This is a genomic window from Pseudomonas sp. GW821-FHT03C07, assembly GCF_059420925.1.
Window position 1 is genome coordinate 26,692 of record NZ_JBWKUQ010000001.1, and the last position, 13,679, is coordinate 40,370.

The window sequence follows — 13,679 nt, forward strand, 5'->3', positions numbered from 1 at the left end:
ACGCAACGAAGTATGTGATCGACGATGGTGTTGATCAACCGACTGAAATAGCCTTGGGTAAGCGTGCGAACATCCTACATTGATCCTGCAAGCGCCAAGACAACTACGCTGGGATCGATCAATCCCTTTCTCCAAGATTGGCGTGCTGCTTTAGGAGACTTGATTTACGTCAATACGCTGGCCGACCTCGGCAATCTGTGACCAGCGGGCCCTAGCATCTGAGTAAGGCCCAGCTGCTGTGATGATTTGTATCCCCTGAGTTTCGAACGAACAAGGCACGGAGCAGACTTTCGTGGCCAGTGTTTTTCTCACCGTTAGGAAATGGACACATATGGACATTGGCTTTGTTGATTTGGACATCTTGGTAACCCAAATCCGGAATGCTGCCTCGAAACGATACTTCCTGGATGCTGTGAAAGCCTATAAGGCCGGAGCGCTTCGTGGGTCACTTACCTCGTTGTGGGTCGCATTGGCTTACGATCTGATAGCCAAATATCGCGAAATCAGTGCCGAGGGCGACGCGGCAGCAGCCGAATTCATCAGGCAATGGGATGCCGCGACAGCGGCGGACAATATTCCGAAATTACTGAGTCTCGAGGCTGAGATTCTTGATCACGCCGTGGACACCACCCAGGTAATCGATGGTATCGCCAAGAGGCATTTAGGGCGCCTACGACAAGATCGGCACCTTTGCGCCCATCCAGCATTTTCCGCGGAGGCTGAGCTTTTCGAACCCTCGCCAGAATTAGTAAGACTTCATCTCGTCAACGTCATTGATTGCGTACTGTCGCGGGAGCCTCGTCAAGGCAAAGCGATCTACGAAGTCTTCAGCCTGGATGTCCAGTCTGCGGGATTTCCTGCAGACCCCGACCGTATCCACAACTACGTAGACCAGCGTTATCTGAAGCGAATCAAAACCCAGAATGTTCAGAATCTCGGAACAGTGTTGGCTAAATCGTTGCTTAAGGGTACCCCGCCAGAATGGGAGGCACATCAGAAAAAGATCTGTCACTCCCTGATCGCCCTGCGTGACCGGGCTCCCGATGCATGGCCTGATCTGTCTACGACAATCTTGAGGCTCATCGATAACTCGGAGCCGCTCACCCGGCCCCGGGCAATATCTTTCCTGGCGGCGCTACCGGCGTTCTGGCATCAACTGCAACCCGCTACCCGAACTGCGCTGCAGGAAACCGCCGTAAATTTTGATTCGGTCAACACGCCGGATTTTCGGATTTTGGCGGGCGTGTCTGTGCCCACGTTTCGGGAGGCATTGCTGGACGTTATCGCTAACATGGATGAAACCCAGCTGGTGCAAGCTATCGCTGTATCACCACTTCCTGATTTGTGGAGACCAGCAGTTGAATCCTATGGAGACTCGGGCAGTTTTCGAGGATCAGAAGGCAGGTTTCGAACGCTGCTCGCGCCGTTCTCCGGACACCTCACCAGTGAGCAGCTCAATCTACTCCTGGATAAGCTCATGACGAACTCCCAGTGCTGGGATGCTGGAGCCACTCCAGGATTCTTGCTCAGCTTGCTGCGCGATGCTGGGCCCCGCAATTTGCCTACCAACGATGCGAAAAATCGTTTCTATCAGCTAGTCCGTCGCAAGAGAGCCGAAGCCAACTATGTCGATGTGCTGGAGCTTTTCGTTACCGACGGCTGGGAGCGTCCAGCTCCCGAAGACGTAGATGATGATGAGTGACGCGTTTTAGGTGATCAAGCCGACCGGTAGACCGGTCGGCTCCGCTATTTTTCGAATCAAATGAGCCTGCCTAGCGCTGCTGTCAAATAACGGCCACTACAAGCATCGTCACCCATGCGAGCAAGGTAAGCTCTCGACAGTCTTCGGTTTCCAGCTCCCGTATACAGCAGCGCGCCCGCAAAGCAGCGAGACCATGTTCTACATTCGTGCTGAGCCACAGTTTTCAAAGACTTTCCACCTATAAGGCATATAGGATAGCCCTCACAACCGAAGCCTCAGGAGCATGTCTATGGAACTCGTCACAGTCGTACGCGCACACCTCAAACGCATTGGCTCTGCTCAAGGCGGAGGCTTTGGCGACAGTCAGAAGCAAGTAACCGTCATCCGAGAGGTGGATGATGAGAAAGCCGAGTCGGTTAGGCAGGCTGTTATCGAAATTGCCGAAGAGAATGGAGAGCGTCCAGGAACTCTGGGCCCGCTTAAGCTGGAGTCGAACTGGGGGCGTGGCTTGCCAATGATGACGTTCAATATTCAGCCCCCCATGACGCGCTACAGTGACCCCTACGCTGAATGCGAGGTCTTCCCCGCACTCAAGATTGGGGACCGTTACTTCAAGCTCGAAGAATTGAAGTAAGGTGTCGTGGCTTCACGAGATTGGCTGTGGGTGAGTGGTTGGTGAGCGCCCCACCGTTGTCAGAAGCCTACCCCGGGCAGCGTTTGTAATTCAACGTAGACCGCCCTGCGTTTCTTCTAACCACAGTTCGCATTCAAACCGCTGCTAGGACGCGCTGAAGTTCGCCGATCGGGTTAGTCGGCGCCCTCATTCATCAAAGTAATTTTCTGCTGCCAAGTGGCGGGGCCCGTGACATGCACTGATTCACCCTGTGAGCTAACAGCGACTGTCGTGGGCATATCACGAACCTCGAACTCGTAGATCCCCGTGAACAGTACCTGCGATTACTGAAGCAATACCTCTCCTGGTGTGTCACCCGTTACATCCCGCGTGCTCGTCAAAACTCTGATTCCGAAGTGGCTTGGTCAGGGCAGTAATGCAAGGACGCTCTCTTTGCCCGCAAAGTAGAAGCCTAGTAGGAGAGGCTCCCTGATTAATCACTTGATCCTGAATGTATTCCTGAGTGCGAGGCCGATGAGGAAAATAAGCAGCAGGGAAACGATTTTGTGAAAGATTATGAGTATTGTTGCCGCAAGGCTGATAAGTCCACTATTAGCAATGATCGCAGATCTGATCGGATCTGCCATTTTCTCAAGTCCCGGTATCGGGATAGCTTGCAGAAAGAAAAACTCAATGCCAGCCATGTTAAAACTACATTTCTGGCTATCGGGCAGGCAGTGTGTTGCCCACGATAGTGCTGCATATGCGCACGAAAAAAAGACGAATGATATGAGATACGCAATCAAGGGCCTCGAGATGCTGGAACCGTAGTTTGAAAGCTTTTCGTAGATGTAAAAAAGCCAGCGTTTTGCTCCTGTGAGGCTATGGGCAATTTCTGCCATTTCCAACTGGAAGAACTGCTGCTCCTCTTGAGGCGCCTGTAGCTGGCTGAAGGAAATCCGCAGATTTCGGTAGGTTCTGATATAGAAGTCCTTTCCCGTTGCTGGAGGAAACGTTACATACTTAAACGACATGTCCTGATGCAGTGTGCAGCCAAAGAAAACTGGCGGTTCTTTGAAGGTTGCGCTGTCAAACAGAGCGGTATCTCGAAACTCCCGATTTTTGAAACTCACGGAACCTTTGAATGTGCATCTTTTAAACGATATTCGATTGAATGTCTTGCTGGTGGGGTCGTAGGGTGTCCAGTCGACCGATTCTTTTGTATTGTCCTGGATAGATTCGAAGCATACGGCTTGTCTGAATGTGCAATCGTCAAAGCTGATATCAGGACCGAATTTTACCCCATTGAATCGAGTGCAGTGTCCAAATGAAGACCCTGAAAAATCATTATCTCCTTCAAACTCAGCGTAGTCAAAATCAATCCAGTCCTCAAGATAGATTGAATTTAGGCGTGTATATCTTGAGAATTTCGTGCTCTTGAAACTCGAGCGAGCATCAATTGTGACACCAGAAAAGTCAGATGACTTGCCAAAGATTGCCCGATCAAAAGATGTATGGCGTGGGAATTTTGCATTTTTAAAACTTGCGCCCGGCCCGAAGTTGAAATCATCGAAATATATTTCCCCGCCGAAATCCCACTGTAGGCCGCAGAAATCAGTGCCCGAGAAATCGGCAATATTTACATAGTCAAAGTGGCCGTATAGCTCCGTTGGGAATTTTTCTCGCCAAGCATTCCATATGCCAGCTCCCATCTTGGCAAGCGCCATGCAACCTGCTTTGCTGATGCGATCTGGTGTGCCGTGCTCTTTGTTTTCAAAGAAAACTGCCAATCGCTCTTTGATGTTTTCATCAACTCCATCGATTTCTGTTCTGATATCAATATATTCCTGACTTTCTTGCATGCTGTTGATCTAATAAGAGTGGATTTATTTGAGCAGACGGCTATCCAGCCTGAACGTCTCGCTGCTTGACGTAGCCGTCGTCGACTAGTATGTAGTTGCGGCTTGGTCACGTCAGGAACCGGCATCCGCAGTGCACGGCTGGTAATGAAATACGACTGGCCGCATTCCCCCTCCACGGTCAGCGCGAGCTAAATACGGTGCCGCGACAACTTTGAACCTAAAGCTCTGAGGTTTACTGTCATAGCTGTATCCCTCCTCCAAGCTCGGGTCGCCACGATCTTAGATGGATCGGTTGCTATTGGCTACTGATCCTACCCTAGGCTTAGTGACCAAAGCTTCGAGCGACTCACTCGTTCGAGCAAAACTCAGTCATCATCTGAGACACCAGACTGATGAACCATCGGTGACAGGAGCTTGGTCAAGGGCTCGCTGCCACGATAATCCCACATCGAATTCGACTGATTTTTTTCTGGGCGAACTCAACATAGCCACCGGGCTATTGCTGAATCGCCTCAATGACAAGCCTTTCAAAAAGCTGCCCGGCTCACGCTGGTCAGCCTTCGAAAGCATCGACCAACCCGCACTGCAACCGCTGCCGGAGCATCCATATGTCTACGCCGAATGGAAAAAATTTGGCGGTTATTCGTCAGGAAATCGAGTGCCATGAACAATAAACGATGAACAGCCGCGTTCATTAAAGGAGCATTGTACTAACACTAGCGGTACCAGAGACGACTCATGAACATCCAACATCGCCCATAAGTTAAATTAGTGATATGTTTCGAATGTTACTGCTGCGGCGCACCTGCGCCACACACCTTGCTTCGCTGTTCACACTCCCTGTACGATTTCCCCAGTTTGTTTGGCTATCCACTCATTCCAAGGAAGGACCATGCGCTTCGTACAGTTCCTCAGCAATCCTCCTGAAAATTTCAAGGGTGGAGCCCGCCAGCGTGTGAAACGGCTCGTTGCCGAGATGTCACCGGGGGTGAAGCCTCACACGCCAACTCCACGAAACAACACGGTCCTGCCTCTTTCGATGTATGAAGGTGGAGTGGCTGACACCCGGCACGAAGACTGCCACCGAGGACACCTCATTGCTCTGGAGTTTGGTGGGCCCGAGTCCTCGAGCAACCTGGTTCCGATGTATGGCTCATTCAACTCGGGAGGTATATGGCGCCAATTCGAGCGTGAGCTTGAGAGCTGGGTGGATACCGCAGGAGGTAATTGCGAAGTGGCCATCACCTGCGATTACGCTACCGAAATTTCCGAAGAACAGCGTGTGCCCACGCGGTTCACGATTATCACGAAAGTCCTGGCCGGCCTGCACGTCAATCGCACACGCACGTGGCCTATTCTGCATCCAAAGCCAGCGCCTATCATCGGCGGTGCCGACCCGACGAAGAAGGCCGAATACCTCGCACTCATCGACGAAATGACAAACGCAGGCTGGGACATCCAGGACCAGTTGAATACTGTAGGGTTTCCCTCTTACCGACGGCTCCCCGTTTTTCCTGCCGCGGCAAGGCCTTACGCGTTCCTCGATTATGCCGAGTGGAAGTCCGTCAAGGATGACCCCAAGCAGCTTGCGCATTGGAATGACCGCGTAATACTGTCGCAGGCAGCCGAATTCTCAAGCACGCAGATCGAAACTATCCGCGCAGTCAACCGCGTTCTCAACGATGGGTATCTTATAAGCGACGCCATCGTTGACCCTGTGTACACCGACAAGTACCGCATTCCAGGCCAGCGGGTTGGTCTACTGGTCGAAGGTGGTCATGATCTCACACCTCAGGTCGATCACATTATTGCCAAGTCTGCCAGCGGAGCGGCCGTTTACAGCAATGCCATGTTGATCAGCGCCAAGCACAACAGCGACAAGCGCGCACGATTGGCGTTCGCAGACAGCAATGCTTTGAGCAGCATTGTTCGCGGTACCGGCAGAGTCAAAAGATATAAGCCTTACTGAACTTGATTTCGAAGACTCGATAGCTGCAGGCAAGCATCAGTGCCTGCCCTCCTCTTTTTTTGAACTAGCATCCATCAGCCGCTGGACTGGGACCGTGAGAGGTCGGGGTGGCAAGGCTAGGGATGTCGGGGAAACTAGGTCTATGAACATCAATCGATGAACAGGCGAGTTAATTCCGAGAACATTGAGCCAGCAATTTCGGGCCTGTGAGCTACTTATGAACATCTGACATCGCCCACTTGTTAAATCATGAATCGTGTCGATGGTTACGCCGTCTGGCTCCAAAGCAGTCGTCACGCCGATAATCTGGTTGCCCGAATCGGCATAGCTGCGACGGCACCTTTTCCGTCGCTCCACGCCCCCCCACGCTGCGGATGGTGAAACTGGAATTCGGCAGATTTGGGGGCTTGTTTGGCGAGGGGCAAAGGAGCTATTCTGTGCCGAATAAAAATATAGTCGTTAGAACTATAACGGCGTAAGGGCAGATAGCGCGACCTGTATCGAAAACAATACAGCTTCGATAGCCAACTGGATTTGGCATGCTCGCGATTTTGATCCGCCCGGTGCGGTGCCCTCGATAGTTCTCCTTATTCAAGCAATTCGATTTTCGGATTATTGCCAGTGTGAAATGCAGGTTGATGGCGTATTGCCATGACCCTGCGAGCATTCACGACTATGCGTTATTAATTTTATTAATGCTTAATGGCTTACAGGGAGGTTGACATGCTGGATCGCCAACAGCTAGAGGCATTTGCCTGCGTCATAGAACATAAGAGCTTTGAACGCGCAGCATCGGCTCTTAATATCACCGGCGGCGCCATTTCACAGCGTATTAAGTCTCTGGAGAATTCCCTTTCAACCATCTTGATTATTCGAGAGCGCCCTATCCATCCTACCTCAGCCGGCCAGGCCTTATTGCAGCACGTCTCGGCGCTGCGTTCGCTTGAACATGATGTTCTGAGGTTGCTTTCGCGGAAAAACCACGCAAGCTCAAAAATTGCCATTGGCGTGCATCCCGATTCACTCAATACATGGTTCGCACCGCTCTTGATCGAGTTGATGCGCACGGAACAGGTTTGCGTAGAAATTATCTCCGATGATCGTTGCCATAGCCTGAATATTCTCAAGCGCGGTGACGTGCAAGGCTGTGTCTCGGTCGTTGCCGATACGCTCGATGGTTTTGAGGTCCAGCCGTTGGGGGCAATGGAGTATTACTGCGTCAGTACACCTGACTATATGCGCCGCTACCTGGCCCAAGGCATGGGGGTGCATTCCCTGCTGGACGCGCCGGCAATCACCCGAGGGCGCAACGACACGCGCCATAGCGCTTTTCTGCGCATATTGCTCGGTGTCACGATCGAGCGATTTCCTTGTCATTATCTGCCGTCATTACCCATGGTTCAGGACGCTGTCCTGGCGGGGCTTGGCTACACGCTGATGCCAGCGGATATCGCTGCGCCGTTTCTCGAGGACGGACAGCTGGTCAACCTGATGCCGCAAAGCAGTTATAGAGAACCCCTTTACTGGCATAGCTGGATGAACCACTCGCTCGTCAATGATCTGGTGGGGCAACGGATCATTGATACTGCTAGCAAATCCCTTCACTCCACGTCCTGTTAAGCAAATCTTCAACAACGTCAAGTCCGTTAAGCGTTACTCGCATCCCCTTAAAAAATCTAACGCTCGGTTTTGCTTAAATGTTTGTGCGTAGAATAAGTGAAATCGAGACACGTGGAGTGAGGATCACGGTATTGTAAAAAATGCTACACAACATGCATAACACGCCCCCTCATGTCGCACGATGCACTGTTGAATTAGCTGATTGATAACCCTGGATAACGACGCATGGAAGCGAGTCCTTGCACAAAATTTTTCAGCCTTGTGGATTGTGTCGCCGAGCCATTCAAGGTGCACAGGCCAAGTAGTGTTTTATTGTTTTAAAAAATTAATTGGAGTCCAGTAAGGCCAGACTTATGTCTGGCATATTTCGCATCTGAACTGTCAGATATATCGCCTCATCCACAGGATACTTGTTATGAACTTCCTGATTCAGGCGTCGTTAATCTTCAGCCTACCTTTTTTGTTTTGGTTACCGCTGCGTCGCTTCTTGCCGTTGGTACTGATACAGATCCTATGTGGGATGTTAATCGGCCCGAGCCTTTTCGGCCGCCTGGCCCCGGAGCTCTATAGCGCGGTATTTCCACCCAACACAGCAGTCGCCTTATCAAGTCTCTCGGCGTTGGCGATTGTCTGCATTGGTTTTATCGCCGGATTGGAACTGGAGCTCGATGAACTCAAGCACCAGGCTCGTCAGGTACTGCGCGTCGGTTTCTTGAGTTACCTCATTCCTGCCCTGGGGGGCGGTGTGTTTGCCTGGTGGGCCGGGGGCCAGTGGCCAGAGTTGATGGGCGGGCACACAACGCTATTCGTCTTCGCCGTCGCAGGTTCGATCTGTTTCGGCGTAACGGCCCTGCCCGTCCTGGCGGCCATCCTGCACGAGATGAACCTGTCCAGCAGTCGGCTCGGCCGAATGTCGCTGAGTTTGGCCGCCATCAATGACCTGCTGCTGTGGAGCTGCCTGACTATTCTGATGCTTGCAACCTCACAACCAAGCACCTCACACAGCCGTTGGATCTGGTTGCTATGCCCAGTACTGGTGGCAATCGGGTTCATGCTTCGTCCGTGGCTGCGCAAGTGGCTGGACCGCCTGACTCAGGCAACGGAGCTATCGACGAGTGCGTTAAGCATTGTGCTCGTGGGCCTGTTCTTATCCGCCAGCCTCAGTGAAATGCTCGGTTTGCATGCGGTGATTGGCTCTTTCATTTTTGGGATGCTCCTGCCCCGAGCTCTTCGTCGGTACTTCACAAAGCTGACCGCCCCGTTCAGCAATGCGGTGCTGCTGCCATTTTTCTTTGTTTCGGCGGGACTCAGCCTTGATGTGACAGCGACCCCACCCTGGATGTTTTTTACGCTCAGCGTACTGGTGGGGAGCGGGTTGAAAATCATAAGCACAGCGCTCCCCGTACGCGCCTGGGGCTGGAGTTGGCGCGAAGCGTTGCAGCTGGGGGCGCTGATGCAAAGCAAGGGGCTGATGGAGATCGTGGTGCTTCGCGCTCTTTACGACGCAGGAATCATTTCGCAAAGCTGCCTAACGGCGCTTCTGCTAATGGCATTGGTCTGTACCGCGTTGGCGATGCCGCTGACGCGCGGACTGACGCCGCAAGTCAGCCAGAATCTCACCGAGCCCCACGAACCTACTGCCGCCCTGGGGCAGGCAGAAAGAGGCCCTGGACGATCACAAGGTGCGGGTCTCGCTGGCTGAAACCAGAAACAGCAAGGCGGTCGCCTCAGCGCTGCAAAAACACCTGCCGCAGGTTTCTAACAACATAAAGAACTACCTAGATAGAAGCATGAATGATTAACCGTTTCACCCACCCAACTAACTGAGGTTTTACATGGAAGAGCAAGCGCGTTGCCGCAATCTTGATTTCAGTCTCAGCCAGGAAGAATTGGAAAAATTTCACCGCGACGGTTACATAGGGCCTTTCGACCTTTATCAAAAGGACGAAATGGAGAAGAAGCTGCAAGCCCTCCGGCCCAAGCTGATCAATACCAAGAAAGCCATTTACAGCCAAGACAAGGCAGTCTCCGGGGCTACCAACCTGGCTAACTATGATCGTCACCTGGACGTCGACTTCCTCGCCGAGCACATCACCCGAGCGGAGATCGTTGATCGGGTCGCGAGTATCCTAGGTCGCGATACGCTCTGCTGGCGCACCGAGTTTTTCCCCAAGTATCCCGGTGACGAAGGCACCGATTGGCACCAGGCCGACAACTTTTCCAACGTGGCCGGTTCCAAGCATCCGCAAATCATCTGGCCGGAAGATGCCCAATTCGGCGGCACCATCACAGTCTGGGCCGCACTCACCGAGGCCAGCGTGGAAAACGGTTGTTTGCAGTTCATCCCGGGGACCCACCGGACCATGAACTACGACGAATCGAAGACCATGGAATACGACGCCGATGCGATCAACAAACTGGAAAAGGGTGGCGTGCGCCGCGGCTTCTTTGGTTACGACTATCGACAGTTGCAGAAGGACCCTAACTGGAGACCTGACGAAGCTAAAGCTCAATCGATGGTCATGCGTCAAGGCCAGTTCATCATCTTTTGGTCCACCCTGATGCATGCCTCCCATCCCCACAGCGGTTTGACTGAACAGATGCGCCTGGGTTTCGCCGCCCGCTACCTACCCACTTCGGTCCGTGTCTATCCTCACTCCGACACCCTCGAAGAATTCGGCGGCCAGACCAGCCTGGAGAAATTCGGTTGTGTGTTGGTATCGGGCGAAGACACTTTCCATCACAACCGTTTTGTTGACCGCACCTGCAACGACTTTCAGTTTCCACGGCGCTGAGCCCCTATCAGAGGAGAACGAACCATGAGCAACGTCGCAGAAATCGGCAAAATTGAGCTTTGGTTGATCAGCACCTGTCGTGAGTTGGGGCTACGCATAGTAGACGCCGGGAGTGACTTCTTCGAGGTCGGCGGGACTTCTCTCAGTGCCATCAAGCTGATTGCCAAGGCAGAGGAGCATTTCGGCGAGGACACCCTGCCCCCCGAAGACCTCTTCGCCCAAGGCCGGATACAGGACATTGCCGCCTGTATCCAGCGCAACAGCATGCACCTCAATGCATTGACGGAGAGTTGAGGTTATGTCCGGGCCTTCGTACGACGAGCGCTGGCTGCTGGTTCCCAAGCCACTCGCCCATCCACGCCTGCGCCTGATTTGCTTTCCCTACGCGGGTGGCAATCCGGATCTGTTTCGTAGCTGGGTGGAAGATCTGGATGCCGATGTGGAATTGCTCGCCGTACGTCTGCCCGGACGCGGTTGCCGGATAAAAGAGCCGCCCTACCAGAACTGGTCATCACTGCTCGAAGACTGTCTGCGGGCACTGGCGCCGTACCTGGATTCGCCGCATGCGTTCTATGGGCACAGCTTTGGCGCACGCTTGGCCTACGAACTCAGCCAACAGACCCGACACCTCTATCCCGGCCAGACCCAATTGTTGTTTATCAGCGGCTGCCGCAGCCCGGCCAGCCCGCAAGCGCAGCCCTATCTGCATCAACTCAGTCCAGAGGACTTTCACCACGCCTTGCAGACCATGGGCGGTACGCCGCCGGCGGTCCTGCAAAGCGAGATGCTCATGCGCCTGATGCTGCCGGTACTGCGCAGCGACATGCAGCTCTCGGAGATCTGGAGCGACTGGCACCCTGCCCCGCTGGAGATCCCTATCCATGCCTACTTTGGCAGCCTGGATCCCATCGACCGGCACGCCAGCATGATCGGTTGGGCCAAACATAGCTCCCGCGCCTTCGAGCTGATTGAGATCGAGGGTGGACATTTCTTCCTCGACAGCCATCGCCAGCAACTGCTGAAAAGCATAACCGCACGGATGAGGGACCAGCATGGAAACGCTTGAATACAGTACTTCGGCACTAACCCTGCACACTCACATCAACCAGACACAGGAGCCCTACCCCGATAGCGCCAGCGTCGGCGAACTGTTCGCCGCCGTCGCCGCACGCTCGCCCCAGGCTGTGGCGCTGATCTGCCAGGAGCGTGAACTGAGCTACCAGCAGTTGAACGCGCAAGCCAACCTGCTCGCCTGGCACCTGATCGCCGAGGGTGTCCAGCCCGGCAGCGTGATAGCGGTGAGCCTGCCTCGCAGCCTGGACCTTATCATCTCTCTACTGGCGATTCTCAAGGCCGGCGCGACCTACCTGCCGCTGGATCCGGTCTGGCCGCAAGCGCGCATCCATGAACTGTTCAGCCAGGCGCACTGCACTTGCCTCTTGGGCAACGCTGACGCCAGGCACGACCCGCGCTTCGCAGGTTATCAGGTGATCATCCTCGAGGCGCTGCAAGGTGCAGCCGAGGCCAGCGCAAACCCACCTACGACGACGAATGCCGACAGCGTCGCCTACATCAACTTCACCTCAGGTTCCACTGGCAAGCCCAAGGGCGTACCGACTCTTCACCGCGGTATCACCCGGCTGGTGTACAACGCTCGATACGTCTCGCTGAATGAACAAAGCCGCCTGCTACAGCTGGCGCCCGTCACCTTTGATGCCGCCACCTTCGAAATCTGGGGCGCGCTGCTGCTCGGCGCTACTTGCGTGTTGTACCCGGAAGCCTTCATTCGCGTTTCGAGCCTGCAACGGCTGCTGCAGGCACAGCGCATCAGTGTGCTGTTCCTCACCACCGCGTTGTTCAACACCCTGATCGACGAAGCCCCCCAGGCACTGGCCAACGTCAGCACTGTGCTCACCGGCGGCGAAGCCCACTCCCTAAGGCATATGGCCAAGGCAGTGGCGCTGTATGGACCACAAAAGATTGTCAGCGTCTATGGGCCAACCGAAAGCACCACCTTTGCTACCTTCTACCCGGTCCGCGAACTGCACAGCGAAGACAACGCGCTGCCCATCGGTCTGCCGATCCAGAACACCCGGGTGTACCTGATCGATCAAGGCCGCCTCTGCGACAGTGGAGAAAGCGGCGAGGTCTGCCTCGCCGGGCCAGGCCTGTCACCAGGCTACCTGGGGTTGCCGGAAATCAGTCGCGAACGTTTTTTTGAATGTCGCATCGGCGATCGGCAGGAGCGTCTCTACCGCACCGGTGACCGCGGTTACTTGCGCGACGACGGTACGCTGGTATTTCAAGGGCGTCAGGATGACCAAGTGAAGATCAATGGCTTTCGCATCGAGCTGGGGGAAGTCGCCTATCATCTCAACAACCACCCGCAGGTGCGCCAGAGCTTTGTCACCGTCAGCGAGTCGGCACAGGGGGAAAAATCCTTGGTCGCCTTTGTCATCGCCGCCAGCGAAGACTGCAACCCGCTACGCCTGCGCCAGGAGTTGGCCACCCAACTCCCGACCTACATTGTCCCGAGCCGCATCCAACTGTGCCACAGCCTGCCGCTCTCGGCGACCGGCAAAGTCGATCGCCAGCGGCTGCTAGCCACACTTCAGTCATCAGGAGCACCCGCTTATGAGCATCAGTAAACGCGCCCAGCAATTTCAGGACATCCTCCATCAACGGGGCCACGCCCTGACCGTTCAGGAGCTGCCCGAATCGACCCACACCGCCGACGATGCGGCCCTTGCCCTTGGCTGTGAAAAAGCCCAGATAGTCAAGTCGCTGGTCTTTCGCACAGCGGCCAACGCCCCCGTACTGGTGCTTGCCAGCGGCCCCAACCGGGTGAACGAAAAAGCTATTTCGCGACTGCTCGGCGACAAGATTTCCAAAGCCGATGCCGACTTTGTCAAGGAGGTGACCGGGTACGTCATCGGCGGCGTTCCACCGCTCGGACACAAGCAAGAGATCACCCTGTTCGTCGATGAAGACCTGCTTACCTTCGATGAAGTCTGGGCCGCCGCCGGCACCCCGAACGCGGTCTTCAAAATCTCCGGTCGCTTGACGGACATCCTGCCCACCCACCGAGTGATATCGGTGAAATGAAGATAAGCCAAAC

The 13,679-nt window shown here is 54.4% G+C and carries 11 protein-coding genes and 2 pseudogenes; 11 read left to right on the top strand and 2 right to left on the bottom strand.

The window, feature by feature from the left end; all coding sequences use genetic code 11:
* The first annotated feature begins 331 nt into the window (after window positions 1-331).
* A complete protein-coding gene (locus tag AC07VG_RS00105; RefSeq protein WP_495020233.1) occupies window positions 332-1,702 on the top strand; it encodes a hypothetical protein in 1,371 nt (456 codons plus the stop codon).
* Between the two features lie 289 nt (window positions 1,703-1,991).
* Complete coding sequence (locus AC07VG_RS00110) at window positions 1,992-2,336, top strand: hypothetical protein (RefSeq protein WP_495020234.1); 345 nt, start codon at window positions 1,992-1,994, stop codon at window positions 2,334-2,336.
* A gap of 173 nt (window positions 2,337-2,509) precedes the next feature.
* Here AC07VG_RS00110 and AC07VG_RS00115 read toward each other — a convergent pair.
* A pseudogene (locus tag AC07VG_RS00115) lies at window positions 2,510-2,638 on the bottom strand (hypothetical protein); the annotation flags it as partial.
* Between the two features lie 174 nt (window positions 2,639-2,812).
* Window positions 2,813-4,177, bottom strand: a complete 1,365-nt coding sequence (locus AC07VG_RS00120) for a pentapeptide repeat-containing protein (protein ID WP_495020235.1) — start codon at window positions 4,175-4,177, stop codon at window positions 2,813-2,815.
* A gap of 451 nt (window positions 4,178-4,628) precedes the next feature.
* Here AC07VG_RS00120 and AC07VG_RS00125 point away from each other — a divergent pair.
* The 9 genes and pseudogenes from AC07VG_RS00125 to AC07VG_RS00165 form a co-directional block, all read left to right on the top strand.
* A pseudogene (locus AC07VG_RS00125) lies at window positions 4,629-4,808 on the top strand (IS21 family transposase); the annotation flags it as partial.
* Window positions 4,809-5,069: 261 nt separating this feature from the next.
* The gene (locus AC07VG_RS00130) at window positions 5,070-6,146 is read left to right on the top strand and encodes a DNA/RNA non-specific endonuclease (RefSeq protein ID WP_495000812.1); all 1,077 of its coding nucleotides are present in this window, start codon (window positions 5,070-5,072) and stop codon (window positions 6,144-6,146) included.
* A 723-nt stretch (window positions 6,147-6,869) separates the two neighbouring features.
* Window positions 6,870-7,766 carry an HTH-type transcriptional regulator ArgP gene (gene argP, locus AC07VG_RS00135; RefSeq protein ID WP_495000813.1) on the top strand — a complete coding sequence of 299 codons (897 nt, stop codon included), beginning with the start codon at window positions 6,870-6,872 and terminating at the stop codon, window positions 7,764-7,766.
* A 415-nt stretch (window positions 7,767-8,181) separates the two neighbouring features.
* Complete coding sequence (locus tag AC07VG_RS00140; protein WP_495020236.1) at window positions 8,182-9,468, top strand: cation:proton antiporter; 1,287 nt, start codon at window positions 8,182-8,184, stop codon at window positions 9,466-9,468.
* Window positions 9,469-9,601: 133 nt separating this feature from the next.
* The gene (locus AC07VG_RS00145) at window positions 9,602-10,561 is read left to right on the top strand and encodes a chlorinating enzyme (RefSeq protein ID WP_495000815.1); all 960 of its coding nucleotides are present in this window, start codon (window positions 9,602-9,604) and stop codon (window positions 10,559-10,561) included.
* A 24-nt stretch (window positions 10,562-10,585) separates the two neighbouring features.
* Window positions 10,586-10,855 carry a phosphopantetheine-binding protein gene (locus AC07VG_RS00150; protein ID WP_495000816.1) on the top strand — a complete coding sequence of 90 codons (270 nt, stop codon included), beginning with the start codon at window positions 10,586-10,588 and terminating at the stop codon, window positions 10,853-10,855.
* Window positions 10,856-10,859: 4 nt separating this feature from the next.
* Complete coding sequence (locus AC07VG_RS00155; protein WP_495000817.1) at window positions 10,860-11,627, top strand: thioesterase II family protein; 768 nt, start codon at window positions 10,860-10,862, stop codon at window positions 11,625-11,627.
* The gene (locus tag AC07VG_RS00160; RefSeq protein ID WP_495020237.1) at window positions 11,614-13,209 is read left to right on the top strand and encodes an amino acid adenylation domain-containing protein; all 1,596 of its coding nucleotides are present in this window, start codon (window positions 11,614-11,616) and stop codon (window positions 13,207-13,209) included. The genes AC07VG_RS00155 and AC07VG_RS00160 overlap by 14 nt, the downstream gene beginning before the upstream one ends.
* Window positions 13,196-13,666, top strand: coding sequence for a YbaK/EbsC family protein (locus AC07VG_RS00165; RefSeq protein WP_495000819.1), 471 nt, complete (start codon window positions 13,196-13,198; stop codon window positions 13,664-13,666). Before AC07VG_RS00160 ends, AC07VG_RS00165 begins: the two co-directional genes overlap by 14 nt.
* Window positions 13,667-13,679: the final 13 nt, after the last annotated feature.